Annotated in this window: 24 protein-coding genes and 1 pseudogene; 8 read left to right on the forward strand and 17 right to left on the reverse strand. The window is 37.2% G+C overall.

Annotation, left to right across the window (positions count from 1 at the left end):
* Positions 1-49: 49 nt before the first annotated feature.
* From R2Q70_RS16590 to R2Q70_RS16600, 3 genes are read right to left on the reverse strand one after another with little or no spacing between them, the layout of a single operon-like run.
* Complete coding sequence (locus R2Q70_RS16590) at positions 50-538, reverse strand: pyridoxamine 5'-phosphate oxidase family protein (protein ID WP_010601427.1); 489 nt, start codon at positions 536-538, stop codon at positions 50-52.
* Between the two features lie 54 nt (positions 539-592).
* Positions 593-1,198, reverse strand: coding sequence for a DNA-3-methyladenine glycosylase (locus R2Q70_RS16595; protein WP_316808669.1), 606 nt, complete (start codon positions 1,196-1,198; stop codon positions 593-595).
* A 10-nt stretch (positions 1,199-1,208) separates the two neighbouring features.
* Positions 1,209-1,688: a GAF domain-containing protein gene (locus tag R2Q70_RS16600; RefSeq protein ID WP_316808670.1), complete on the reverse strand. Its 480-nt coding sequence runs from the start codon at positions 1,686-1,688 to the stop codon at positions 1,209-1,211.
* A gap of 114 nt (positions 1,689-1,802) precedes the next feature.
* Between R2Q70_RS16600 and R2Q70_RS16605 the strand changes: the two genes are divergently transcribed.
* Positions 1,803-2,495, forward strand: coding sequence for a DUF3291 domain-containing protein (locus R2Q70_RS16605; RefSeq protein WP_316808671.1), 693 nt, complete (start codon positions 1,803-1,805; stop codon positions 2,493-2,495).
* A gap of 34 nt (positions 2,496-2,529) precedes the next feature.
* Positions 2,530-2,781 carry a hypothetical protein gene (locus R2Q70_RS16610; RefSeq protein ID WP_316808672.1) on the forward strand — a complete coding sequence of 84 codons (252 nt, stop codon included), beginning with the start codon at positions 2,530-2,532 and terminating at the stop codon, positions 2,779-2,781.
* Positions 2,782-3,125: 344 nt separating this feature from the next.
* Here the strand turns inward: R2Q70_RS16610 and R2Q70_RS16615 are convergent, their stop codons facing one another.
* From R2Q70_RS16615 to R2Q70_RS16640, 6 genes are all read right to left on the reverse strand, one after another.
* The gene (locus tag R2Q70_RS16615; RefSeq protein ID WP_316808673.1) at positions 3,126-3,458 is read right to left on the reverse strand and encodes a Dabb family protein; all 333 of its coding nucleotides are present in this window, start codon (positions 3,456-3,458) and stop codon (positions 3,126-3,128) included.
* Between the two features lie 75 nt (positions 3,459-3,533).
* Positions 3,534-4,031, reverse strand: coding sequence for a YMGG-like glycine zipper-containing protein (locus R2Q70_RS16620; protein ID WP_316808674.1), 498 nt, complete (start codon positions 4,029-4,031; stop codon positions 3,534-3,536).
* A gap of 127 nt (positions 4,032-4,158) precedes the next feature.
* Positions 4,159-4,884, reverse strand: a complete 726-nt coding sequence (locus R2Q70_RS16625; RefSeq protein WP_316808675.1) for a diphthine--ammonia ligase — start codon at positions 4,882-4,884, stop codon at positions 4,159-4,161.
* Complete coding sequence (locus R2Q70_RS16630; RefSeq protein WP_316808676.1) at positions 4,874-5,560, reverse strand: SIR2 family NAD-dependent protein deacylase; 687 nt, start codon at positions 5,558-5,560, stop codon at positions 4,874-4,876. Before R2Q70_RS16630 ends, R2Q70_RS16625 begins: the two co-directional genes overlap by 11 nt.
* Positions 5,561-5,573: 13 nt before the next feature.
* Complete coding sequence (locus tag R2Q70_RS16635; RefSeq protein ID WP_316808677.1) at positions 5,574-6,515, reverse strand: ABC transporter substrate-binding protein; 942 nt, start codon at positions 6,513-6,515, stop codon at positions 5,574-5,576.
* A 120-nt stretch (positions 6,516-6,635) separates the two neighbouring features.
* A complete protein-coding gene (locus tag R2Q70_RS16640) occupies positions 6,636-7,226 on the reverse strand; it encodes a DUF6580 family putative transport protein (RefSeq protein ID WP_316808678.1) in 591 nt (196 codons plus the stop codon).
* Positions 7,227-7,486: 260 nt separating this feature from the next.
* Between R2Q70_RS16640 and R2Q70_RS16645 the strand changes: the two genes are divergently transcribed.
* Positions 7,487-8,728, forward strand: a complete 1,242-nt coding sequence (locus tag R2Q70_RS16645; protein WP_316808679.1) for a serine hydrolase — start codon at positions 7,487-7,489, stop codon at positions 8,726-8,728.
* 57 nt (positions 8,729-8,785) lie between these two features.
* Here R2Q70_RS16645 and R2Q70_RS16650 read toward each other — a convergent pair whose 3' ends face one another.
* On the reverse strand, positions 8,786-9,664 hold the full coding sequence (locus R2Q70_RS16650; protein ID WP_316808680.1) for a polyphosphate kinase 2 family protein: 879 nt from the start codon (positions 9,662-9,664) through the stop codon (positions 8,786-8,788).
* 141 nt (positions 9,665-9,805) lie between these two features.
* Between R2Q70_RS16650 and R2Q70_RS16655 the strand changes: the two genes are divergently transcribed.
* From R2Q70_RS16655 to bla, 3 genes are all read left to right on the forward strand, one after another.
* Positions 9,806-12,256, forward strand: coding sequence for a transglycosylase domain-containing protein (locus tag R2Q70_RS16655; protein ID WP_316808681.1), 2,451 nt, complete (start codon positions 9,806-9,808; stop codon positions 12,254-12,256).
* A 157-nt stretch (positions 12,257-12,413) separates the two neighbouring features.
* A complete protein-coding gene (locus R2Q70_RS16660; protein ID WP_410478386.1) occupies positions 12,414-15,566 on the forward strand; it encodes a peptidase MA family metallohydrolase in 3,153 nt (1,050 codons plus the stop codon).
* 54 nt (positions 15,567-15,620) lie between these two features.
* Positions 15,621-16,478 carry a subclass B3 metallo-beta-lactamase gene (bla, locus tag R2Q70_RS16665; RefSeq protein ID WP_316808683.1) on the forward strand — a complete coding sequence of 286 codons (858 nt, stop codon included), beginning with the start codon at positions 15,621-15,623 and terminating at the stop codon, positions 16,476-16,478.
* Positions 16,479-16,677: 199 nt separating this feature from the next.
* Here the strand turns inward: bla and R2Q70_RS16670 are convergent, their stop codons facing one another.
* Positions 16,678-17,028 (reverse strand): GIY-YIG nuclease family protein, encoded by a 351-nt coding sequence (locus R2Q70_RS16670; protein ID WP_316808684.1) that lies wholly within the window; start codon positions 17,026-17,028, stop codon positions 16,678-16,680.
* Between the two features lie 133 nt (positions 17,029-17,161).
* Between R2Q70_RS16670 and R2Q70_RS16675 the strand changes: the two genes are divergently transcribed.
* Both R2Q70_RS16675 and R2Q70_RS16680 read left to right on the forward strand, forming a co-directional pair.
* Entirely contained in the window at positions 17,162-17,938 is a 777-nt protein-coding gene (locus R2Q70_RS16675) for an XRE family transcriptional regulator (protein ID WP_010603232.1), read from the forward strand.
* A gap of 77 nt (positions 17,939-18,015) precedes the next feature.
* On the forward strand, positions 18,016-18,465 hold the full coding sequence (locus R2Q70_RS16680; RefSeq protein ID WP_316808685.1) for a hypothetical protein: 450 nt from the start codon (positions 18,016-18,018) through the stop codon (positions 18,463-18,465).
* 89 nt (positions 18,466-18,554) lie between these two features.
* Here R2Q70_RS16680 and R2Q70_RS16685 read toward each other — a convergent pair whose 3' ends face one another.
* The 6 genes and pseudogenes from R2Q70_RS16685 to R2Q70_RS16710 all read right to left on the reverse strand — a co-directional run bounded on the left by R2Q70_RS16685 (position 18,555) and on the right by R2Q70_RS16710 (position 25,849).
* On the reverse strand, positions 18,555-19,247 hold the full coding sequence (locus R2Q70_RS16685) for a GDSL-type esterase/lipase family protein (protein WP_316808686.1): 693 nt from the start codon (positions 19,245-19,247) through the stop codon (positions 18,555-18,557).
* A gap of 27 nt (positions 19,248-19,274) precedes the next feature.
* Complete coding sequence (locus R2Q70_RS16690) at positions 19,275-20,177, reverse strand: glycerophosphodiester phosphodiesterase family protein (protein WP_316808687.1); 903 nt, start codon at positions 20,175-20,177, stop codon at positions 19,275-19,277.
* Positions 20,178-20,194: 17 nt separating this feature from the next.
* Positions 20,195-21,085 (reverse strand): glycerophosphodiester phosphodiesterase family protein, encoded by an 891-nt coding sequence (locus R2Q70_RS16695; RefSeq protein ID WP_316808688.1) that lies wholly within the window; start codon positions 21,083-21,085, stop codon positions 20,195-20,197.
* A 4-nt stretch (positions 21,086-21,089) separates the two neighbouring features.
* Positions 21,090-22,592 (reverse strand): annotated as a pseudogene (locus tag R2Q70_RS16700) (calcineurin-like phosphoesterase C-terminal domain-containing protein).
* Positions 22,593-22,621: 29 nt separating this feature from the next.
* Complete coding sequence (locus R2Q70_RS16705) at positions 22,622-24,244, reverse strand: DUF5689 domain-containing protein (RefSeq protein ID WP_316808689.1); 1,623 nt, start codon at positions 24,242-24,244, stop codon at positions 22,622-22,624.
* Positions 24,245-24,271: 27 nt separating this feature from the next.
* Positions 24,272-25,849: a SusD/RagB family nutrient-binding outer membrane lipoprotein gene (locus R2Q70_RS16710; RefSeq protein ID WP_316808690.1), complete on the reverse strand. Its 1,578-nt coding sequence runs from the start codon at positions 25,847-25,849 to the stop codon at positions 24,272-24,274.
* Positions 25,850-25,861: the final 12 nt, after the last annotated feature.

Consider the following 25,861-nt stretch of genomic DNA (forward strand, 5'->3'; position numbering starts at 1 on the left):
AAAAAGCAGGTATTGTTTCCAAACCTGCTTTTAAAAGATAAATGTGATTTTAAAATTTCATTGTATCATGTTTGCCCAAATCAGGAGTATCTCCGGTAACTACAGCTTTCAACATACTAAAAAGCACAACAATTTTTGAGGATGATGCATCCCAGTATTCGGCTTCGTCAGGCGTTACCTTTATCAAAATTAATCTTGGATCTTCTACACCATCGGGAAACCATGCTTTTACAAAAGGCGAAAAATAGGCTTCTTTCCTAACCTGATCATCTACCAATTCAGCTTTTCCTTTTACCGTTAAATAAGTATTTTTAGAAGGATCGCTGTATGCCAGCAGCACATTATTCTCTTTCGAAATTTCTTTTGATTTAAGCGAATATTCATTGGTATAAAACCAGATGCTTCCATCATCTTCTATTTTGGCGGTACCCATTGGTCGGCTACCCAGTTCATCACCCGTAGAAAATGTGGTAAACATACAGGTGCGCACACTCTCTGCCATTTCTTTCAATATTGCTATGTTCTTCTCGTTTTTCATGATTGTAGATATTTGAAAGAAAAACAGCAAGACGAATGAAAAGTTTGAATTAAACTAAACCTTGTTAGGTTTGCTCACATATTTGTTTCCTTTGATAAAGAAACGCCAGGGAAGTGCAGCATGTTCCTGAGCGTATGCAATTCCAACCCTGGGAAAAGCCATAATCTCATTATCATCAAAATTAATTTGATGATCTTCAATCCAAATTTCTGTTCCGGTTAAATCTTTAGCATTGAAAGACCTGTTGATGCCTAAAGCTTTCGCCGCAGAACCTGGGCCCGATGAAATAGCTGGCTTTGTAAATGCCATTTTCCTGCGATCTTCCATCAACGCTTTGCCTACTAGCGGTTCTATCGCCCTGATCAGGACGGCATGAGGATCATTTATTTTCGAGCTTACCACATTAAAAAGATGGTGCATGCCATAACACAGATAAACGTAAGCAACACCACCCTCACTAAACATGGTCTCAGTTCGGTTGGTCCTTCTTCCTCCATAAGCATGAGAAGCCTTGTCATTTATTCCGAAATAAGCTTCAGTTTCGACGATGACTCCCGCAGAAACTTCACCATTAATATTTGTAAAAAGAACTTTTCCAAGCAAATCTTTGGCTAGATGCAGCACATCTTCATTTAAATAATATTCCCTGGATAATTTCAATTCAGATAAATTATTTGTTTAATAAAATGGAAATAACCTGCTCTAAATAAACTTGATCTGTTTCATCGAAATAATCTAGAAATTCACTATCTACATCCAACACACCAATTACCTTTCCATCTTGTACAAGCGGCAAAACAATCTCAGACTTAGATGCCGAGGCACATGCAATGTGTCCTGGAAATTCATCAACATCTGGAACGATTAACGTTTTATTTTGTGCCCATGATGATCCGCAAACACCTTTTCCCTTTGCAATTCTGGTACAAGCAACAGGACCCTGAAATGGTCCTAGTACCAATTGCTCATCTTTTACCAGATAAAAACCCACCCAGAACCAATTAAATTGTTCTTTTAGTGCTGCCGCGACGTTAGCCATATTTGCTACAAAATCGGTTTCACCACTTAGCAAGGCGCTAATTTGTGGAATCAGCGATTCATATTGTCCAGCCTTGGCGGCCGTTCTATTTATTTTTAAATCTTCTGCCATTAATCAAAGTTAGGCAGGATTTTCCTGATTTTTGGGTTAAGGATTGATAATGACAAAAAATTGAATGATCAGCTATATTAATTTCCTTAGTTTTGGATTCAATTATACCCTGAAATGATCGTTGCATTAACCATTACGAAGTTTAGTCGAATAGCCATTCCCTTTGCCTTTTTAGGAATGGCAATATTACGTATTCCCATGTGGTTAAATCAGAAATGTAAATTTTGGAAATTAATGGGCAGCGGTAAAGACGCTCAGGTTGATCTGGCTCCTGATTTTAAACATTGGGCAATACTAACAACATGGAACAATGAATCCGATTGCGACCATTTCTACAACCAATCATTTGTATTGAAATGGTTTAGATTTTTCGGTTGCGAAGAATTTACGATCTTATTAACTCCTTTATCTGCTCATGGCTTATGGTCTGGAAAACAACCATTTGAATATATTAAAAATCCCAATCCGACAACTGGTAAGATCGCGGTGATTACCCGGGCAGCAATCAGATTTAACAAGGTAAAGGAATTTAGAAGCAATATTAAACGAGCTGCAAATGAGATGAGACGGGCAGATGGTTTCATACTCTCAGCCGGAATTGGAGAAAATCCATTTCTAGACCAGGCTACGTTTTCCATTTGGGAGGATGCTCAAAGTATGAAAAACTACGCTTATAAATCACATGACCATGCTGAGGTAATCAAACTCACCAGAGAGCGTAAATGGTATTCAGAAGAACTTTTCGCCCGTTTTGAAATAATTAAAAGCTGGGGAACGTTGAACGGAAAATCAGTGTCAAACAATTAGAATAAACTGTTACCAAACAAATCAATAAAATTATATGAGAGTTATTGCAGAACTTCCACATCCGGAATGTAAGATTAGTATCTTTTCAATGAACCAGAAATACATTGTAAAGTTTGAACAAGGCACTTTTGAGCAGAGTTATAAACTTGCTGAATTGGATTTGAGCGGCGGTGGCGTAAATGATGTGTTTGAAATTCTGGATGAAGATTTTATTGCAACTGTAATAGAGCGATTTAAACAAATGCGTTCAGACTTTACCACTGCTTACAAAAGACACCAATTTTAGTTAATAAAATTAGATAAAACACTGATTATTAATCACATAAATTCATATACAGAATTTTGTTTGGCTAATTTGATTGTTTCAATGGAAGAATCAATCATCTATATAATGTATAAGTTTTAATTAAACAAAATAAGTAACTGATAAAAAGATTATTATACTAATATACAGAATTTTGTTTTGCAGGCGATTATTGCCAAATTATTGGTAAGATTACTTGTAAGAAGCATTTCGTATAACTTATCATCTTCAAAGGCAGCTAACTAAGTACCTAATAAATATGTCTTGAAATGCAATCATCATTGCTTAGGCATGGGCGTTGACTATAATAAAGTCTCAATCATCTATCAAGCAATTACGGTATCGTGTACTACTACCCTATACCAATTTTTAGAAAATTTCGCGACGGCATCCAAGTGAATTTTATCTTCCTGATAGGCATTATGATCTTTAATATTATCAAAAGTAATGGTTAGCGAATAGGTAAACGAGTTATCTATTACTGGTCTCGCAGGGGTGTTTGCGGCTAAACCATAATGCAGGCTTTTAATCAGTTTTATTGGCCTAAGGCTTTCGAAGAAATTAGCAAAGTCTTGGATTTCGACTTGAGTTAATTGAGGCTTTAACCAGAATAAAACAAAGTGTTGAATTTGTCCTTTATTTGAATTTGAAGTAATCATGATGTTGAGATGAGCTTAAACATAAAAAAAGCGGCCATTAAATGACCGCTTTCAAAATAAATATAATTTTATTGATTATTGTACTCTACCTGATTTTTTATCTTCACCTCTACCGATCAGGTAACCACCACCTGCGCCAACTAAACCACCGATAATGGCACCTCTACCTTTTTTCTTGTCGATTAATGCACCACCAACTGCACCAGCTGCGCCACCAATTACGGCACCTTTAGCACCATCACTCCATCCTTTTTTCTTAGCTGTTGGCTGTGTACCACCGTATGAGCTTGAACTGCTACCGCCTGAACTTGCATAAGATCTAGATGATTTAGATGAAGCTGCTCCTGCTCTTCTTGCAGCTGCTAATTCAGCCTGGTGTTGCGCTTCTTTTTCTGCTTCAATTTTCGCTGTCTCAGCTCTTTTGAAACTATCTAACCGTAAGCTATCTTTAACTGCTTTGATTGCAAGTTGTTTTTCAGCTTCTTGCTGCTTCAACGCTGCTTCTTCTTTTGCCTTATTATTACAAGCGAACATTACTGAACTCAATGCGATTACTACAAATATCTTTTTCATAACTTTTTGTTTTTTATGAATCTTGCTTTGCTACCTAACCTCACAAAACAGGTTTCATTAGGATGTGTATTTTAGTTAATTATATGTAGTAAAGAAAAAATGATGCCAAAATGTTTTGATACATCGATTAATTTATTAAATCGATATACCAAAAACCTAAAAGAGCAATATCCGTATCATCATTCCCACTGCTTTCATCCACTTTTTTAGGTTGATTATAAGTTCTGAAAACTTTCTCTCCTAATTCAAATGGAATCTTTTCTTTAAAAATGGGACCTTCGAAAGCAAAAGTATGGAACTCACCGTTTTCTCCACAAGGATCAATACCAGGAGGCAAATTGGCAATTAAGTCACTGGTAATTATTTGTCCACAAAAAACTTCTAGGTTTTGCTGCGTACAAACAATGATGGTTTTATAGTTCAGATTTAGAAACTCGCTGATGAGTTGCTTAGTATCTTTTCTCCAGAGAGGGAAAATAGCCATTAATCCAACTTCTGCTAATTTTTTCTCCCGGTATGTACGGAGATCCTCTAAAAAAATATCACCGAATATGGAATGGGTAATTCCTTCTTCCTTAAATTTAGATAAATGCAGTTCCATCACTTGGTCATACGAATTCATATCTGGCATTTCGCCCAATCGAATTTGATATAAAGGTATGCCGATGCTTTTGGCTTGAGCAATCAGTAAAGATTCTCTTACACCATGCATCGATACGCGATTATATTTTTCAGTAATTGTTGTGATTAAATATTTTATCTCAATCGTAGGATCTTGCAGTGCGTAATGAAGCGCCAAAGTGCTGTCTTTGCCACCACTCCAGTTAAAAATACAAAGTTTTTTATTTGGCATTTAACAGCATGTGTTTTAATTCGGCTACACCTTGAACGGCATTTTTTTGTATGGCGATTACATTCTGATATCTTTTTACATCAGGTGTTCTGGGATCAATAATATACTTTGTCACTCCTTTTGGAATAAAATCGATTAAACCTGCGGCGGGATAAACGGCTAAAGAGGTACCGATAAGCACGAAAACATTCGCCTGCTGGCAAATATCAGCTGCAACTTCAATCATGGGTACAGCCTCACCAAACCACACCACATGCGGACGCAGTTGAGAGCCAAGTTCGCATAAATCGCCCATACTAATTTCTGAACCATTAATTGGATATGTTAAATTAGACTTTCGATCGGATTGCGATTTGGTAATAATGCCGTGAAGATGTGTAACCTTTGTTGAGCCGGCCCGCTCGTGTAAGTCATCAATATTTTGCGTAATGATTTCGATATCGAAATTTTTCTCCAGTTCAGCTAAAATTTGGTGCGCCTGATTGGGTTGAGCAGCAAGCACCTGCCTTCTTCTTTCATTGTAAAATTCCTGAACCATTTCAGGGTTACGTTCCCATGCCTCAGGAGTTGCGACATCGTGAATATGATAGCCTTCCCATAAACCATCAGAATCTCTGAACGTTTTTAATCCACTCTCAGCACTGATGCCTGCCCCTGTTAGAACAACTATTTTCATTTGGATTAAGTATTTAGCAAGACGACTGAAGTATGTTGGATGCTGATAGGTTGCTGAATTTGCTGCTAATGATGTCGTCAGCTTTAAAAATTTCTGGATGAAACATGCAAGCCAGCGCCTGAATTCCCTGCACCAGTGTGCCGATGCTGGGCTGTGTGAACATATCAAAATCGGCAATGTAAACCTGATTGTTTTTTACAGCGTGGAGTTCGCTCCAATTACTTTTAGCAAACAGCAACGTTATTTCCTGCAGTGTTCTCTCTTTATCAAAACCACATGGCGCAATAACCAATACTTCAGGATTATACTTAACCACTTTTTCCCATGGAGTAACGATTGAATCTCCGGCAGGGTTAGATAACATATCAACGCCACCAGCGGCCGCAATTTGAAAAGGAATCCAATGTCCACAGTTATAAATGGGCTCAATCCATTCCATTAACATTACACGTTTCAACGGAGCCCTATTTGCTCTGAGCTGATCTAAAATATAATCCGTTTGTTTTTGAAGGTTCGCCAGGTATTGTAGTGCAACCTCTTCCCTCCCTAAAGCTTTTGCAATGGTGATGGCACATTCAAAAACATCCTGAAGATTGTTTGGCGATAATGGAACAAGTTTGGGCATTTTAGACAACTTCATGACAGCAGTTTCCGTACAAACGGTATCGATGTTGCAAACTTCGCATACATCCTGCGTAAATACGATATCAGGAGCTATGCTTTCCAAAAGTTCATCATCAACCCAATACAAGCTTTTACCCTGCGCCTTCGATGCAGAAAAGATTCGATCAATTTCAATGCTCGAATAGTTTTTACCTTCGAGAATACAGCGGACTACTTTAGGTTGCGCTGCAGCCTCTTTAGGACATTCGAATGTAACACCGTACAAGTGTTCTTGCAAACCCATGTCGTAGATCATTTTGGTTGCGGCAGGTAAAAAAGAGACAACTTTCATTCGAAACATTTAAAGGATGATGGATTTTTAACAGGAATTATTTACCTGTAAAAAATATAAAGTTAAAAAAAATCCTCTTCTGAATAATCAAAAGAGGATTTAAAGAAACATTAGTTATTTCTAAACGCTTTGGGCCTGAAGTTTTAGTACAGGATACTTTGCTTTTAATAATTCAAATGCTCCGAAAAGTAGTGCACCATATATCAAGGTACCTTCTAAAAATCTGATTTCAAATGGAATTGCTCTTTCGAGGCATAACCAAAAGCCGGCAAAATCTTGCGTGTATGAAGGATTTTGAAACCATACTCCAAAATCAGTAACAATCCAATGAATGAAAACAATTGTTAAGGTTGATGACAGTAAGCTTACCACGTTAATTTTTTTCAGCAAAACTCTTCCCACTAAAACCATCAAAGCAAAAGCCAGATAAGTCCAATACCAACCTTCATATAAAAAACCATTACTGTATTTGCTAAAAATTGTATTAGCCAGAATAAAATCGCTTAAAAATAAACTGATTAATGGAAAAGCAAACGCCTTAAAGTGATCTTTAAAATATGCGCCACCAAAAAGTGCAACTGCCCCTATCGAAGAAAAATTAGCGAACTGAAGCTCATCTGAGTTGAAGGTTACCAATAAACGAAATAAGGTAATCACCAGAATCATCAGTAATAAAATAAGGTTACGCGGATTAAATTTTAAATTAGACATATTGTGGAATATAGTAGTTGGTATCTTAATAAATAGGATTTTCGAATGCCCAAACCCGAATTCCTATCTTATGCAAAGTTAAATTTTATTAGCGGATATTAAAACTACTAACCTATATTAAATTACCTCATTTATCGCTGAGCACATTTATAGTTCACTGGAATACTCAGACAATAACTAACCTCTCATAGCTGTAAAATAAATGATGAGAAACGGCACATTTACATTAAAAGTTTAACTTTATAGTTCAACAAGAAACCATGAGAACCCTTTTTTTGATCATTTTTTTACTCAACAGCATTATTACGATGGCTCAAAACACGGATACAACTTTTCTCAAGAAGTTAATGGAATCCCGACCAGAATTGTTCAGTTCGGTACTAAACCATCCAGATAAAAATCAGGTGCAGATTTTATACACGCAAATTACACGCGATGCTAAAAATAGACCAGGTTTTAAAAGCTATAGCTTTAATTTAGATCCGCACCGCTATTTCTATCCGGCCAGCACGGTCAAACTTGCTGCCGTTATTTTTGCTTTGGAAAAAGTAAATCGACTAAAAAGTACAGGATTGACGGTTAACAATAAAATGATTACCGATAGCGCCTTTCGGGGACAAACAAAAGTTACCAAAGATACCACCGCCAAAAATGGCTATCCAACTATTGAACACTATATTAAAAAGATTTTGCTTACCAGCGATAATGATGCTTTTAACAGATTATTTGAATTTATCGGTCGTGCTGAAATTAATGAAAAATTGAAAAAATATGGGTTTAATGACAGTCGGGTATTAAACAGACTTGCTATCGGCGATGCCGGGGAAACCTCTAAACATACGAACCCGATTAAGTTTTACCATGGCGATCAATTGGTTTATGACCAAAAAGCGCAGTTTGATCCAAAAGAATATAAATTGGATTTAACTAACTTAACCATGGGTAAAGGATATCTGGACAGCGCTGATCGTTTGGTAAACAAACCTTTCAGTTTAGCAAATAAAAATGCCTTTGCCATTAATGATCAACATCATTTAATGCAGAAACTGATGTTTCCTGAAGCTTTTCCGGCAAAGGAAAGATTTAATCTTGCTTCAGCAGATTATCAGATGATTTACACTTACATGAGTAAATATCCAACAGAGAGCGATTACCCCAAATATGATGCGAACGAATTTTGGCCAACCTATGCCAAAATGCTTTATTATGGTCGGGAGAAAAATATAGCCCCAAAACCTAATATTAGAATTTTCAACAAATACGGAGACAGTTACGGATATATTATAGACAACGCTTACTTTGTAGATTTCAAAACGGGCGTTGAATTTTTACTCACTGCTGTAATTCAGAGCAATGAAGACGGCATTTTTAATGATAACAAATACGAATATGAAACCGTTTGTTTTCCCTTCATGAAAAACCTCGGAAGAACAATTTATGAGTTTGAAAAGAATCGGAACAAACCTAAGCCAGATTTAAGCAAGTTTAAGCTGGATTACTAGATATTGATCAACATTTCACGAGAACTAAACCCCTCAAGCTGCCGCAAAATCACTGCGTTATTCGTTTAATAACGCAGTTTTGGTTTCCAGTAATTTCCCCTGTTCCACTTCATCTAAAACAGGGAATTTAATATTCAAACTTTTTAATTTATCGGCAATGATCTCACTAATGGCTAATCTGGCAAACCATTTTTTATCTGCCGGAATAATGTGCCACGGCGATTCTTTGGTGCTGGTTTCATTAATGGCGTCTTCGTAAGCTTTCATATATTCATCCCATAAAGCCCTTTCCTTAATATCACCTGAAGAAAATTTCCAATTTTTAATGGGGTCTTCTATCCTATCTAAAAACCTTTGTTTCTGTTCGTCTTTGCCAACATTTAAAAAGAATTTAAGTACAACTGTTCCATTTGCAGCCAAATGCTCCTCAAAATTCCTAATGCTTTGGTAGCGCTGTTTCCAGAAATTTTTATTAACTTTTTTAACCTCATCAAAACCTGGAATGCTTTCACTTAAAATATATTCGGGATGCACTTTACAAACCAAAACATTCTCATAATGCGAGCGGTTGTGAATGCCAATACGTCCACGCTCGGGCAAGGCCTTCATGTGTCGCCATAAAAAATCGTGTTTGTATTCTTCGGATGTCGGAACCTTAAAACTAAAAACCTGACATCCTTGCGGATTTAAACCACTCATTACATGTTCAATGGCACTATCTTTACCGGCGGCATCCATTGCCTGAAAGATTATTAAGAGCGAATGTGTTGCTGAAGCATATAGTTTCTCTTGCAAATGGTTCACTTCGATTTTTGATTTAATCAAAGCATCTTTAGCCTTTTCTTTATTGTAATCTCCGGTAAAATCAGTTTTTGCACTTTTGATTGAAAATTTTTTATCGCCTTGTACAATTAGCGCCTTAAATTCGTTTTTCATCTTTTATTGTAATTTAGATTATTTCAGCATCAAGGTTTTAAATATAGTACTAAAAAATTAGTAAATTAAAAACGTGAATTTGCATAGAGAGTTTTTTATATTTAACGCCACAGCATTTACCAAAATATCAGCCTATTTAATATGTTCAAAGAGATAAAAAACAAGTACTTACGTTATTTTACAATCTTTATATTTTTTATAATAATCTTCTTTTCGGCACTTCAACTGAATTTTCTGTGGCTATTTGGCTATTCTCCTAGTTATCGTGATATTAAAACACCAACCTTGCGTGTTGGCTCTGAACTATATACTTCTGATGGAAAACTCATTGGCCGGTATTTTAAAGAGAACCGAACTCCTGTTAGTTTTAGCGATATCGCACCTAGTGTAATAAATGCATTGGTTGCCACCGAGGATGTTCGTTTTTACAAACACTGGGGAATAGATGCACAGGCTGTAGGGCGTGCTGTTGTAGGCATGGGTAAAGATGGCGGCGCCAGTACCATTACCCAACAATTAGCAAAGAACTTGTATCGCACCAGGTACAACAAATCACAAGGGTTTCTTGTAAAAATTCCATTGGTAAGAACCTTAATCGTGAAGCTCAAAGAATGGTTAACTGCAGTTAAACTGGAGTCGAATTACTCAAAAAACGACATCATTACGATGTACCTCAATACGGTATCATTTGGAAATAACACTTACGGCATTAAAACAGCGGCACGAATTTATTTTGATAAGGAAACAAAAGATTTAGCTACTACCGATGCAGCGATGCTGGTTGGTATGTTAAAAGGTACAAGCCTCTATAATCCTACTAAAAACCCTGAAAAGGCATTGGTACGCAGAAATGTTGTATTAAGCCAAATGAATAAAAACAATAAATTAAGTAAAGATAGTTTGGCTATACTTTCCAAAGAGCCCATTAAACTTAAAGAAGGTAAAATGGAAGATGGCAGTGATGGCGATTCGTACCTGAGGGCTGCTGTATCAAAATACCTGGAAAAATGGTGTACCGAAAATGGTTACGATTTAAACGAAGATGGTTTAAAAATTTATACTACAATTGATTCAAAACTCCAAAAATATGCAGAAGAAGCAGTAGCAGAGCAAATGAAAACCTTACAACGCCGGTTTTACAGCGTTTGGGGAAATGAAGATCCATGGTACGATTCTGAGAAGAAAAAAGTAGATTATCCCGATCGGGCGATGAAAAATTTACCGGTTTATGCAATGTTGCAGAAGAAGTTTCCAAATCAGCCAGATTCTGTTACAGCCTATTTCAATAAAAAGAAAAGGATGCAAATCTTTACGTACAAAGGCGATCGAGATACATTATTTTCCACGTTAGATTCCATTCGCTATTATGGAAAAATATTGAATACTGGAATGATGACCATGGAGCCCGCCAGTGGTAAAATTAAAGTTTGGGTCGGTGGTATTGATCATAAGTTCTTTAAATACGATCACGTAAATCAAGCCAAAAGACAGGCAGGATCAACTTTTAAACCCTTCGCTTACTTAACCGCATTAGAACAAGGCATGAGCCCGTGTGATAAATTTACAGACAAACCGGTTAAAATTGCATACCAGGATAAAGGAGAGACAAAATATTGGGAACCAAAAAATGCAGATTATAGTGTTACCTACCAGGAAATGAGTTTGCGTTGGGCCATGGCCAGATCGGTTAATACCATTACGGCTCAGGTAACGGAGAAAGTTGGATGGGATAATGTGGTAAAATATGCCCATGAATGTGGTATAGACAGTCATCTGGAATCTGTTCCATCGGTAAGTTTAGGCTCGAATGATGTTACCGTTTACGAAATGGTTAAGGCTTATGCAACTTTCATGAACAAAGGCATTAAAACCGATCCGATCCTGGTCGAAAAAATCACAGATCTGGATAATAATGTTATCGAGGAATTCAAGCCTAAAACAAAAAGGGTTTTATCTGAAGAGATTGCCTGGTTAATGACATATATGTTTCGTGGGGGTATGGAAGAACCCAGAGGAACATCGCAAGCCTTATGGGAATGGCCAAACTTGTTTAAAAAGAATAACCAGATTGGTGGAAAAACCGGCACTTCATCAGATTATGTTGATGCCTGGTACATGGGGCTGACCAAGGATTTAGTAACCGGTGTTTGGGTAGGCTGCGATGAAAGGACAGCCCACTTTAAAAATGGTGAACAAGGTGAAGGATCAAGAACTGCCTTGCCAATTTTTGCCAAGTTTATGGAAAAAGTTTATTTAGATCCATCAACGGGCTATACTTATGGTCCCTTCCCTAAAGCGACTGTAGAAATTACCCGAACTTACAACTGCCCAAGTCCGCAATATGTTAGAGATACAACTTCTACTGATAGTGTCGTAGTAGATTCTACAGACTTTGATGTGCCGGAACCTGAAGTTGCCCAACCTGTAGCACCAACCGAACAAGAGGTGAAAAAGGAAGAAAAGAAAGCCGATCCTGTACAAAACCAGCCTGCAACCACTGCCCCGCTTACGAAAAAGGAAGAGCGAGAGCTGCGGAGGAAACAGAGACAGGAAGAACGCGAAAAGAAAAAAAATGAAAATGGTGGCCAATAGATTTTGGCTTTAAAGGATCAGTTATTAACTCCTTTAAAAAGTGTTAAATTTTAAATACTAATTTAAAGTGTTATTATTTTTATTTATCTATCCGACTTCCGAATAGTAATTATTGATACAAACTAAACAAACATTTATGAAAATAGGCTCTACTTATATGAGGCAATATGTTCCAATATTGCTTTTGCTTATTCTTTCTTTTTCTGCACAGGCGCAATATTTCGGACAAAATAAGGTTCGATATAAAAAACTCGATTTTAAAGTTTTACAAACTCCGCATTTCGAAATCTATTATTATCTGAAGAATGATAATATGTTGAAGCGTTTTTCTCAGGATGCAGAAACCTGGTATAAGATGCATCAGGAAGTATTTAGAGATACATTTCTGACAAAAAATCCAATTATTCTTTATAACAACCATCCTGATTTTCAGCAAACTACCGCCCTGCAGGGAGAGATTGGAATTGGAACTGGTGGTGTAACAGAAGCGCTAAAAAATCGGGTGATTATGCCAGTAATGGAGCTGAATAGCCAAACACGCCACGTGTTAGGACACGAATTGGTTCACGCTTTTCAATATCACATTTTGTTGCAAAAAGATTCCATTAGCTTAGAAAATGTTGGCCAAACGCCTTTATGGATGGTTGAAGGTATGGCTGAATATTTATCCATTGGAAAAAAGGATGCATTTACGTCAATGTGGATGCGTGATGCCATGTTAAACAGAGATATTCCATCGTTAAAAGATCTGACCAATTCCAACAAATACTTTCCATATCGCTACGGGCAAGCCTTTTGGACTTACATCGGTTCACAATATGGCGATACAACCATTGTTCCGTTATTTAAAAATACAGCTAAATACGGTTATGAAAATGCGATCAGATACACCTTCGGTTACGATGATAAAACGTTATCGGGTTTATGGAAAAACTCCATCGATGCGCATTACAAACCCATGCTAAAAGCTGATAGTTCGCAGATTAAGATAACCGGAACTAAAATTATCGATAATAAAAATGCAGGTAACATGAACGTTGCTCCTGCCCTGAGTCCTGATGGAAAATATGTGGCCTTCATGTCGGAAAAAGATTTATTTGGCATCGATTTATTTTTGGCTGATGCGAAAACGGGTAGAATTATCCGGAAGCTGACCAGCCAAATTTCAAATGGACACATTGACGATTTTAACTTCATTGAATCAGCTGGTGCCTGGTCGCCGGATAGTAAGCAATTTGCATTCAGTATTTTCAGCCATGGTAAAAACCAGATGATGATTATCAATGTGGCAAATGGAAGTACCGTTTCTCAAACCGCGATGGAACAAGTACAACAATTTGGGAACTTAACCTGGTCGCCAAACGGAAAGGATATTGCGTTTTCAGGTATGGTGGAAGGACAAAGTGATATTTATTCTTATAATCTAGATTCAAAGGTGATTACGCAAATCACCAATGATGTATATTCAGATTATGCACCAAGCTACTCTCCTGATGGTAAAAAGATTGTTTTCTCTTCAGATCGAGCTGCCATCCAGAATAAAAATATCAATGCAGTACTACCTATTAACCTCGCAGTTTATGATATTGCTTCAAAGGCTGTAAGCAATCTTGATGTTTTTCCAGGTGCAAATAACTTAAACGCACAATTTTCTTCAAACAGTCAAAATATTTATTTCTTATCAAACAGAGATGGATTCAGAAATCTTTATAAATACAATTTTGAAGATAATTCGGTAGATCAGTTAACCGATTACTTTACAGGTATTAGTGGTATCACTGAGTTTTCTCCAGCGATATCAGTATCTAATACAGATGATATTGTTTACAGTTACTATCGTTATCAGCGCTACACACTTTACAATGCAAAATTAAGCAGTTTTAAAGCCAAAAGAGTTGGTAACCAGGAAGAAAACTTCGACGCAGCCATTTTACCACCAATGGAGAATTTCGGAGTAAACATCATCAATTCTAATCTTAACAACTTTGATAGATTTGAGAAAATTGTTGCCGATTCGATGAAAACTGTGGCGTACAAACCGAAGTTTAGATTGGATTATTTGGCTAATAGTGGCGTTGGCGTTTCTACAAGTAGATTTGGCACTGGTGTTTCTGGTGGTATTGTTGGGATGTTTAGCGATATTTTAGGTACCAATCAAATCATCGCCAATATCTCGGTTAACGGTGAAATTTATGATGCAGGTGGTTTGGTAGGTTACATTAATCAAAAAAGCAGAATTAACTGGGGAGCCGCAATATCTCACATTCCTTATGTATCTGGATTTAGTTCTTACGGATACGAAAAACTGCCTGCCGATAATAACACAAGCATTGACGCCTTAAGTGAGCGAACAGATATTATTAGAACTTTTGAAGATCAATTGCAAATTTTTGGCGCCTACCCATTTAGTAAAAAGCACCGATTCGAACTTGGAGGAGCATTTTCTCATTATAGCTACAGGATCGACAGGTATAGCAATTATTATAATAACGCAGGCTACTATATAGGTTCAGATCGAAAAAGACTAGACAATGATCAGGCAACATTAGATTATGGCGTACCTTTCAGATCATTTACACTTTATCAACTTAACGCAGGTTTTGTTGGCGATAATTCGATATTTGGTTTAACCGGGCCTTTAGATGGTTTTAGATACCGCGTGGCGGGAGAAAAATATTTCGGAACCTATAATTTTGCAGGTGCCACGGCAGATTTAAGAAAATACTGGAGGTTGAAGCCTGTTACCGTTGCCGCCAGATCTTATAATACTTTCAGAATTGGTAAAGATGCTGACCGCCTGTACCCAATGTACGTAGGTTATCCTTATTTAATTAGAGGTTATGAATCAAATTCAATCTACAAAACAACTTCAGCGCAATCGTCAGAATCTTTTGACATCAATCAATTAACTGGAAGTAAAATTGCGGTATTCAATTTTGAGTTGAGATTACCTTTTACCGGACCTAAAAAACTGGCTGCCATACCGTCCAAATTTCTATTTAGCGATTTAAACTTATTCTTTGATGCAGGTCTGGCATGGACGAATGACACGAAGGTAAAATTCAAAAGTGAACCGACATATACAACAGAGGTAGTTAGAGATGCAAACGGTGTTCCTGTTGTTGATAGTCAAGGGAAACAAGTAACTTATCAGGCAACCAATGAGCGTGTGCCGGCAATGAGTGTGGGTGTATCTCTGCGTGTAAACGTGTTTGGTTATTTTGTATTGGAGCCGTATTATGCCATACCTTTCCAACGCAAAGATGTTAAAACTGGTGTTTTCGGTTTAACCTTCGCTCCTGGCTGGTAATTCAGAAAGTTTTTAACTTATGGTTAGTGCCATAATAAATTGATAAGCTATAACATGAAAAAGATTGCCTTAATAATTCTGATGTCTGTTAGGTTGATGGCAATGGCTCAAAATGTAACTGAGCCAGTTAACAACCCAAAAGAATGGTCGCAAAAAACCGAGCCATTTAGAATTGCAGGCAATCTTTATTACGTAGGCACCTACGATTTGGCTTCCTATTTAATTGTAACTAATCAAGGTAATATTTTAATCAATACAGGATTAGCCAATTCATTGCCTATTATTAAAGAGAATATTAAAAGTTTGGGGTTTGATTATAAAGCCATCAAAATTCTGTTGCTCACCCAGGCGCATTTCGATCACATGGGCGCTATGGCTGATATCAAAAAAGAAACAGGCGCTAAACTTTATGTTGATGAAAAAGATGCAAATGAACTTAAAACAGGTGGTAAATCTGATTATGAGCTTGGGAAATATGGCGTAACCTTTAAACCTGTCACTCCAGATCGTTTGTTAAAGGATAAAGGACAAATCAAGTTGGGAAATACCATTATTACTATGCTTCATCATCCTGGCCACACCAAAGGATCTTGCAGTTTCCTTTTCAATACAAAAGATGAAACCTCAAGCTATAAAGTTTTAATTGCTAATTTTCCTTCGGTAATTGTAGACAGAAAGTTTTCGGAGATTAAAGATTATCCAAATATTGAGCAAGATTACGTTCAAACTTTCAAAGCAATGAAAAATATTGATTTCAATCTTTGGGTAACATCACACGCCAGCCAATTTAATCTTTATGATAAACGTAAAGATGGTGCAGCTTACAACCCAAAAGCTTTCATGAATAAAAACGAATACTTTGAAAAGATTAACGAATTGGAAAAGAGTTTTCTGAAAAAAGCTTCAGAATAGTTTTTCCCGCCATTGCGAAATTGAGTTTTCATCCATTGAAGCAATCTCGTCTGTAAAATTATTTGCCTGAATGGGATTGCCATGTTTCGATGAAAAATTGGAACTCGCCAAAGCGACTTTCGTAAAACCAACTTGAAGTAGCGTCAATAATAAATAATGCACAAACCATTCGTTCAAACAAAATCAGCCCAATATCTTTTTACGACAAACTCGTAAAGGCCAACGTAACCTGGTTAGTTATATTTCTATGCAACAATATATTCTCGAAATCTAAACCAATGGTTAAATCAATCCAATCAGGATTGCATGAGCGAACTAATCTTTCCTTTTGCATGCGTGTAAATCGGCTAATTACTTTAAACCTTGCCAAGGCCTGAGCTTCAGTTTTAAATTCTTCGAAATAAACTAAACGGGTTAATTGCTTTCCATTATCAAAGAATAAGTTTGGCATCTGCTTATAAAAATCTAATGTTTTAATTAAATCAGAACTCATGCCTACATGCATGCTGGTGCGATTTCTGTCGGTAACGATGTAAACAAACTTTTTCATAATCAATGGATCTAAAATTAAAACTAAACTATTTAGTATACCTTCTTGCAAATCAAAATAATATTACTAACTTTATGAGCATAAAATTACTAACTATTTTAGTAATTCCAAATTTATTTTAAAATTTATTTTTATGTCGAATATTTCAAATAATTTAAAGTACCTCAGGAAGAAAAAAGGTCACACACAGCAGAATTTCGCTGATATTATGGAAATTAAGCGTTCGCTAATTGGTGCTTATGAAGAAGACCGGGCAGAGCCGAAATATGAATTACTAAAAAAAATAGCAGAATATTTTGATTTAACTATCGATGAATTTATCAACGAGAAGATTAGTGACAGCTGGAAACCAAAGCCAAAAAGCTCTGGTTCAAATTTAAGAGTGCTTAGTATTTCTGTCGATCAAAATGATAAAGAGAACATTGAACTGGTACCGGTTAAAGCCAGTGCCGGTTACTTAAATGGTTTCTCCGATCCACAGTATATAAGTGATCTTCCAAAATTTCAACTTCCGTTAGCTGCATTAAGACAGGGAACTTTCCGTGCTTTTGAAATTATGGGTGATAGTATGTTACCTGTGCAACCGGGAAGTGTAATTATTGGTGAATACCTCGACAACTGGAATGAAGTGAAAACCGGTGAAACCTATGTAGTAATCAGTAAAAACGAGGGCGTTGTGTATAAAAGAGCGGGCAATCGTTTTAAAGAGAATAAAGATTTGAAACTTATATCTGATAACAAGGTGTATGATCCTTACACTATTGCAGCTGATGACATCCTTGAAATCTGGAGAGCAAAAGCTTACATCTCTACTTCACTTCCTGAACCGGCACCCGATCCAACAATGGAAACCCTGACACAGATGATGGCGCAAATGCAAAAGTCTATTTCGCAGCTTAACAAAAATTAACACTTTTTAACTTATCCCGATTAAACTGTTTTGCACAATTCATATCTATAATAAAACAAACACATAAAAAAATAGACATGAAAAAAGCGATTTTAACAATAGCAATTGCGGTGATGGGTTTAACTGCTGCATTTGCTCAAGACTCAACAAAAAGAGTTAGAAAACAAATGCCAAAAATGACTGCTGAACAGCGGGCTGAAAGGGCAACAGCGAGATTAGAAAAAGAACTGAGTTTAACTGCTGATCAAAAAACCAAGATTTATGCAATTGAATTAGAAAATGCTAAAAAGGTTGATGCTTTTAGATCTATAGATCAGGCAGACAGGAAAGAAAAGATGAAAGAAGGCAGAGCAACAATGCAGGCTCAAAAAGCTAAAATTGATGCCGTATTAACAGCAGAACAAAAAACTAAACTGGAAGCAGTAAGAGCAGAAGCCAGAGAGAAAGGTGAGAAAATGAGAAAAGGAATGGGCAGAAGAGACAGAGATAAAGCTCCGGTAGTTTCAAATCCACCAGCACAAGGCTAAGAGGATTTTAAAGGTTAAATATTCGATAAAAAGCGTTCCAATTTTCACTGGAACGCTTTTTTTTATGGTAGAATTTAAGTTTGAGCCGTTTATTTTAAGTAGCCTGTTTTATTTAAGAAATCAGCCCAAACTTTATAGCCTTCCGGAATTAGATGAAGTCCATCCTTTGTTAATTCAGCACGAAGGTGTTTATCCTGATCAGTGAAGTTTGAGTACAAATCAATAACAGTAACATTTTTAGCTGAAAACTTTTTAATCTCATCATTCAACCATAAAATGTGCTCATCTTTATTGTAATGATTTTTAAACTTACCGAAAGAACTGTTAACCGGTAAAAGTGTGTTAAAGTAAATTTGAGTTTTCTTTGAACCCTTGCGAATTCTCGAAATCATGGTTTTATAATTTCTTAAAATCACACTATCAGGAATATTTCTTGAAATATCGTTAATACCAATAAGGATAAACACCTTTGCCGGCTTTCCATCAATGATATCCTGCAAACGTTCCAATACGCCAAAAGTAATGTCGCCTGAAATACCACGGTTTTTTGCCTGTGGAAGATCTAACAACTTTGCCCAGTCTGTTCCGGCGGTAATGCTGTTGCCCAAAAACACAAAGTTCTTTTTAGATATGGGATCTGCTTTAAATTTATTTACAATTTCAACGTACTTACCAGGACGATAAGTGCTGTCCCATTTTACCGTTTGAGCTGATGTATTGCCTAGATTAAGAAGCAAACATACAATCGCGACAATTAGGTGTTTATAAAGATTTATTCTCATAGTCATGAATTTTAAGACACTAAAATACTATTTCGTTTGAACTAAAACATCTGGATAATCAGAAATAATCCCGTCTACTTTTAGTGCCCTGAGCTTTGTAATCTCTTCAGCAGTGTTAGCGGTCCAGGGAATTACCTTTACGCCATCAGCATGTGCTTTGCTAACCAATTCTTCTGTCACCATTTGCCAAACAGGACTTAAAATAAATGGTTTATAGCCTAAATCAGCAATATTTTCCTCGTATGACTTTTTGTTGGCAACCAGAAACGAAGTTTTAACTTTCGGATATTTTTTATTGATGATTTGGATCGTTCTTTTGTCAAATGACTGGATGACCACAAAAGGCGTAATTTTCTTCTTCTCGATCACATCCATTAATAATTTAACAAAAACTTCAGGTTCAGGATTTGTGATACCATCACCTTTTTCACTGGATTTCGTCTCAATATTATAAAAAAATTGATTGTGCTTGCCCTTTTTAGTTTCGGCCTGTACTGAATCAATCAACGATGCAAGCAATGGAATATATTGCTTGGACTTTTGCTGTTTCGGAAATGAATCGAAATACTTGCTTCCCAGATCAAAGGCTTTCAAATCATTATAGTCCATACCAAAAACCGGATATTTTTTTGCATCGGTTGCAGGAATTTCTTTGCCTTCTGGCGTAAGCATAAATGCAGGGCTTAGATAGTCATCATGGGTAACCACAATCTTGCCATCTTTAGTAATGTGCGTATCCATTTCCAATGTGGTAATTCCATCAATTTTCATAGTTTGCAACATCGCCGTGATGGTATTTTCTGGATAAAGCCCTCTTCCTCCCCGATGCGCTTCTGCACTGAAAGCTGGGAACTTGGGTTGTTGTGCATAGGAAACTGACGCAAACGTAGTTGCGGCGCAAAATAATGTAACTGCTACTTTAAATTTCATATTTGTTTTATTGTTGTTTAAAAAAAGTTCGGGTAATCAGTCATGATCCCATCTATTTTAAGTTTTTTAAGTTTTTCTATTTCTGCCTTGGCATTTACCGTGGCTGTTAATACCTTCACACCATCTGCATGTGCTTTCGCGATGATGTCAGGATTAAATCCTTTGTATGAAGAACCTATGATGAAAGGTTTAAAGCCTAAATCATGGATATGCTGTTCATAGCTTTTATCGTTGTTGGCCAGGTAAGAAAGTTTAATCTCCGGATATTTTTGGTGAACTATCTGAAGGGCCCTTTTATCAAAAGACTGAATAATGGTATAGTTTGTAATTCCCTTTTTTCGGATAACGGCAACAACTAAATCTGCAAACTTTTCAGGTTTTGGATGCATGATATCGTCTCCTTTTTCTGATGATTTGATTTCGATATCATAAAAACACTGTTTGAGCTTATTGATTTTGATATAGCGCTGAACAGAATCAATTAAATCACCAAGCCGTGGTATGTAGCTTTTAACTTTTTTCTGTTCAGGAAAAGCGGGATAGTCTTTTGAACCGACAATAAACTTACTCAATGTTGGGTAGTCCATTTTGTATACCACATATTTTTTTGCTTCTTCTTTGGTTATTTCAGTTCCATCAGGTTGTAGCGTGAACGACCTGCTCAAATAATCATCATGTGTAACCACTACCTCAAGATCTTTAGTGATGTGAGTATCCATTTCAAGGGTAGTAACCTTGCTATTTTTCAGTGCATATTGCATTGCCGGGATGGTATTCTCTGGCATCAACCCCCTGCCGCCACGGTGCGCTTCAGCACTAAAAACGGGATATGTAGCATCAGCTAAAAAACGGTTGGTAAATGAGGTGGTGCCAGCAAGTAAAATCAACAATATGGCTGGTAATTTCATTTTCCTAACCTTTAAATTCTGCCTCAAACTTTTCGCCAAACCGATCGGTAGCCACTACCTTTATTACTTTCACCGAAGGAGCAAAATGCGCTACAAATAAATGTTCGGTAGAATGTGGTTCAGGAAAAGTTCTTCCCGCAGGTAAGGTTGCACCTTTATATAATGTTACCGTTTGCGGATCATAACCTTTTTGGTTTTCCATTGCGCCCATCGCCTTTCCATCAAGAAAATATTCAACTTTCCAGTTCGGATCCCAGTTCCATACGTTGGCAATTAACCTTTTCTGATTGGTTAGCTCATCAACATAAATATGTACCTGTTCTTTTCTGCTTAATCCGGTAGGTTGATATTACCATTTTAAATTGGTGCCATCTACCTCATAAACGCCATAACCTCTTGGCGTACCGTCTTCACAAACAGGGCCAGTCCACCAGGCACCACAAACTGCACCATGGTTATGCTCAAAAATGTTACCTGTTATTACATTTCTGTTGTAATGAGTGTGGCCAGACATGATGTGAACATTCGTAAAACCATTTAAAATGGCGTATAAATCGGTATTATTTTTTACTGAATTATGAACTGGAATGTGAAGATTGATGATTACGAGCGCATCCTTCGCAACAAACTGTAAATCTTTTGCCAACCAATCCAGCTGTCGCTGATTGATAAAACCATCATATTTTCTATCTTCTCCTAAATAGCGAACATCATCCATTACAACATAATGTGCTTTACCCCTATTGAACGAGTAATAAGTTGGTCCGTAATGTTCCTGGAAAGTTTTGTCTGAAGTTTCATCGCCGCCCATCCTGTAATCCATATCATGATTTCCCAGGCACTGGAAAAAAGGAATACCCATATCTTTCACAGCCTGGTTATAATCGGCAAAAAGGGCATGGTTATCCCAAACAATATCGCCAACCGTAATTCCATGAACGGGTATATTTCCCATCGACTGGATTACTTTTTTGGTATCTGGAACAGAAGTCGTCATCATTTTTTCTACATCCGTTTTATTTTTCACCTGAGGATCGGCCCAAATAATAAAATTATGACGGTTATCTTTTTGCTTCATTTCCTTCAACTCGAAATTCAGAGCGGTTTTAGCATCAAGTTTTTCGTAATATTTTGCCAGGTGGCTATCAGTGGTAAACTCATATCCGGATGGTGTGCTGATCCAAATGAATGTAGCTAACGGATTAACCTCAATGTTGTAACCACCATTTTTATCGGTCTGGATCACACTGAATCCATCAGAAACCACAACATTTGCAATGCCCTTTCCTTTACTGGTTACTCGGCCACCTATTTTCCCATCTGCATCTAAAAGAGATAAGGCAGAATAAGATTTTAAGCTAACAAATAAAGTGGTGGTTAATAATCCAGTTTTTTGGATAAATGATCTTCTATTCATTGTTAATAAGGATGGTTGTAAAGATTTTTTATAATTAAAAGCGAAATGCTTTTCAGTAATACATTGATGATTAAAAAATGCCCAAAACATATTTAAGCTTTGGGCATCTTCAGGACTTGTTATCTAATTCTGGTTGGTGGAATAGTGTCACGCCCAATTTCTACGCCAGTTGCGGCATTGGTTCTGATCACGATGTTGTCATCTTCAATTATTGACATGTTTGCCGGCGAATTATCTTTAGGTAAGATAATGTATTTCATATCTCTCGCCTTTACCCACTTACCAAGTGTAACACTATAAATACCACCAGCTTTGTAGAACCATCCGACATCAGTGACAGTCAGATCATGGTAACTGAACCTGATGGTATTGGTACCTTGTAAATAAAATGGTTGAAAACCTTTATTTGGATCAGCAGGATCAACCTCCAATGGATCATAAACATCGTAAAAATCGTTGTTTGCAATGCGGTAACCTTGTGCTGGCGGTCCTGGAGTAAATAAACTACCTCCATTATGCACAAAAACTACATCAATTGGTCTGGTAGTAGCGGTAACCGTTGTACCCGCAAACGCTGCAATACCATAAGCATTACCACTATTTGCCAGTAAAGTATTGGTTATGGCACCAAATCCATCTCCAGCTGTTGTAGAATAATTTATTCCTCTGATATATTGAGCAGTAGGTATTGGAGTTGAGCCTGTACTGTTTATGGTTCTACCTGTCCCACCTACATAAAAATAGCCACCTTTTTTTACTGAACCACTGGTTAAGTTAAATTTATAGGTACGTAAACCACCTGTTGCCCAACCATTTGCAGGAAAACCAGCAGGCGTTGAAGCGCCAGCATTATTTGTAGTTACTACTGAGAATGGCGTTACGGCAAAATTAATATCTCTTGTGGCAATAAACTGAATGTAGTTGTTATTCGCATTGGTGCCTCTCGGATCAGGAATCCATCCGGAGATGATAAAATCCGGAATTTCAGGCGTTGAACTTAAAGTAATAACATCGCTTGCCGTTCTCATCCGGTGTTCTGGAATAAGCGTACCGGTTGAGCTTACTTTGTTAAATAAGATACCGTAATAATTTGCCGAGAATTGCAATGGGCTGTTCGCGAAGGTTGCTGTTGCCTCGGTATGCAAGGTAATATCAGCAAATCCATCATTCAACGTTTTGTCGCCCGATAATACATCTGTAGGTGTTGGAAGTGGATTAAACCCACCTTTTACAATCGCTAATAACGTACTTTCATACTTATTTGGGTCTGCCAGGATAAAACTACTTGGCACTCTGTTTTTGGCGATAGGTTTGTTTTGTGCTACTCGGTTTATCGCACCAGGGGAAATGCCTTTAATTTGCAAAATTCCATCTACACGACCCAATACACCTTCAGAAACATTGATAACAACTGAATCGCCGGGTACGTATTTGGCTGCATCAGCACCAATTGGAATGGCAATACCCCTTAGTTGAGATAAACGTTTTTTATCCTGAACAATTAGTAAACCGGCAGGAAGGTTTTTTCCAGAATGATCTGAAACAACCACTGCAGAGATGCTGCTGGAACCGTACATATTTTCGGGACTTAAAGTGATATCCGATCCTTTGTAAAGCCCTCTCAAATCGAAGATGGGTAAATAAGGACTTACTTCTCCACCAGGGTAATTCTGTTTTTTACATCCAATCATCCAAACGGAAATTGAGATTAAAACAAAGCTATATATGATAATTTTTTTCATGTTGATAATTTTAAAGCTGTTTACAGATTACGGTTTTTGCCACCATACTTGTGTACTGATTTCGTCGCCACCCATAGATGCTACAGCTAAACGGTAATTTGTTGGGTTGGTAGACTGAATATATACCGGATAAGTCATACGGGCTGGCATCACGCCACCGTTCGCAAGTCCTGGACCTTTAGGCAAATAAGGATGTCCGGTTCGGCGGTACTCATACCATTGTTGCATATCTACCATAAACAAAGCATAATATTTTTGCATATGAATTTGCTCCAATTTATCAACGAATTGTCCGGTGTTATAAGTTCCCCATTCAATATCAGCTTCGTTAATATAATCTAAAAATTCTGCTGCGGTAGTTGAAGTGGTAAAACTCGGCACCCAGTAATTAATTGAATTTGCTATTCCAGTGTTATAATAGGCTTCTGCAGAACCAGTGATGTATCCTTTTAAAGCTGCTTCTGATAAGATAAATTGTACCTCAGCATAGTTCATAAAAATACCTGTAAGTGGGTTAGCTTGTAAGGATCGAGCATTCAGTGCTACACTTGAAACCGTTTGGGCAAATGAATAGAAGTAAGCCTGTTTCGGTGCTCCCCCTCCAACTAAATAACCACTTGGCACTCCTGCAAATCCTGAAGGCCCTTGAGAAATTCCCCACCGGTTGATCCCTGCATTGGCATAACCTTTGGCGGCAGAGATATCAATTCTCGGATCTTTCCAGGCCACTAAACGATCAATAAAGAAACTGGCAATGGCTGGTGCCCTGTAATCCTGTTCACGAATACCATTCACCAATGGCGAAGTGTATGGATCAGAAACGTTGATTCCTCCATTCCAAAGCAATTTAGCCGATTCTCCATTATTGGCAATAATAGGATATTGAGTGGTATTGGTATTGGCAATTTCTTTAATCTTTGCAATCACTTGCGCAGAAACATCTGCTTTACCCGAAACCCGAAGCAATAATCTTAAATACAAAGAGTTAGAGAATTTACGCCATTTAGCGATATCACCCTTATAAACCGGATCGCTGATTGCGGCAATTGCGGTTCCTGAGCTCAATAAGGTATTTGCCTCTTCCAACATTTTAAAAATACCTAAGTACACATCTTTTTGTGTATCAAATTTAGGCTCAGTAACTTCCGATCCCTTATTTGATTCGCTGAAAGGAATGTCTCCATAAGTATCGGTAAGGTCGGCGTAAAGCCATGATTGCATCACTAATGAAATACCCTGATACGATTTATTCAATTTACCAGGCTCTGAAGCCTTGTTGTACATATCTTTAAAATTGGTTAACTGAATATACCAACCATTATAAAGATAATCAGCAAAGGTACGTCTGTATTGATATCGGAAAACTGTTGCATCTCCATCGTCCTGGTTTACGGTAACCTGCATCAATTCATTGTTAAAGTTTCGGTTACGAAACATCCCTAACGACAGTGAATTAACCAATGCAGGAGCCATCAATTTATCAGGCGTAGTATCGATAATATTAATCGGATCTGTATTGATTGCGATGAAATCCTTTTGGCAAGAGCTGAATGTTAAGCTAGAGCCAACTAAAAGAATAACAAGCTTTTTTATATTATTTTTCATGATGTTTTCTAG

The sequence above is a fragment of the Pedobacter agri genome, from assembly GCF_032678665.1.
GTDB lineage: Bacteria > Bacteroidota > Bacteroidia > Sphingobacteriales > Sphingobacteriaceae > Pedobacter > Pedobacter agri_A.